Origin of the sequence: Enterobacter sp. BRE11 (assembly GCF_031844285.1) — a bacterium.
Classification (GTDB): Bacteria; Pseudomonadota; Gammaproteobacteria; order Enterobacterales; family Enterobacteriaceae; genus Pantoea.
The window spans coordinates 1-1,123 of the sequence record NZ_JAUZUX010000046.1; the positions used below are offsets into that span (position 1 = coordinate 1).

Here is a 1,123-nt window from a genome sequence, read left to right on the forward strand (position 1 = left end):
TTTTACGTTATGATCGAGTTTTCAAATGGTTTTTTACTGAGCCTTTCGCTGTGTCTTGATATCGGAATGGCTTTGTTGAATAAATCGAACTTTTGCTGAGTTGAAGGATCAGATCACGCATCCTCCCGACAACACAGACCGTTCCGTGGCAAAGCAAAAATTCAAAATCACCAACTGGCCCACCTACAACAAAGCCCTCATCAACCGTGGCTCCCTCACTTTCTGGCTGGACGATGAAGCGACTCATGCCTGGTATGAGTCGGCAACGCCTTCATCACGGGGAAGACCTCAGCGCTATTCTGACCTTGCCATCACCACCGTCCTGATGATTAAACGCCTGTTCCGGCTGACCCTGCGGGCTGCGCAGGGTTTTATTGATTCCATTTTTGCCCTGATGAACGTTCCGTTGCGCTGCCCGGATTACAGCAGTGTCAGCAAGCGGGCAAAGTCGGTTAATGTCTGTTTCAAAACACCCACCCGGGGTGAAATCGCACACCTGGTGATTGATTCCACCGGGCTGAAGGTTTTTGGTGAAGGCGAATGGAAAGTCAAAAATCACGGCAAAGAGCGCCGTCGTACCTGGCGGAAGCTGCATCTGGCCGTTGACAGCAGAACACATGAAGTCATCTGCGCGGACCTGTCTCTGAACAACGTCACGGACTCAGAAGCTTTCCCGGGTCTTATCCGGCAGACACACAGAAAAATCAGGGCAGCCGCAGCAGACGGCGCTTACGACACCCGACTCTGTCACGATGAACTGCGGCGCAAGAAAATCAGTGCCCTCATCCCGCCCCGAAAAGGAGCGGGTTACTGGCCCGTAGAGTACGCAGACCGTAACCGTGCAGTAGCGAATCAGCGGCTGACCGGGAGTAATGCCCGGTGGAAATGGACAACAGATTACAACCGTCGCTCGATAGCGGAGACGGCCATGTACAGGATAAAGCAACTGTTCGGAGGTTCACTGACGCTGCGTGATTACGATGGTCAGGTAGCAGAGGCTTTGGGCATGGTGCGTGCGCTGAATAAAATAACGAAGGCTGGTATGCCAGAAAGCGTGCGTATTGCCTGAAAACCCGGTCAGCTACAGAGTCACTCGTCCTGAAGCTGATTTATTCAACAAAGC

The 1,123-nt window shown here is 52.4% G+C and carries 1 protein-coding gene; it reads left to right on the plus strand.

Annotation, left to right across the window (positions count from 1 at the left end):
* The first annotated feature begins 100 nt into the window (after positions 1 to 100).
* Positions 101 to 1,069, plus strand: coding sequence for an IS5 family transposase (locus Q9R34_RS21635; protein WP_072204869.1), 969 nt, complete (start codon positions 101 to 103; stop codon positions 1,067 to 1,069).
* Positions 1,070 to 1,123: the final 54 nt, after the last annotated feature.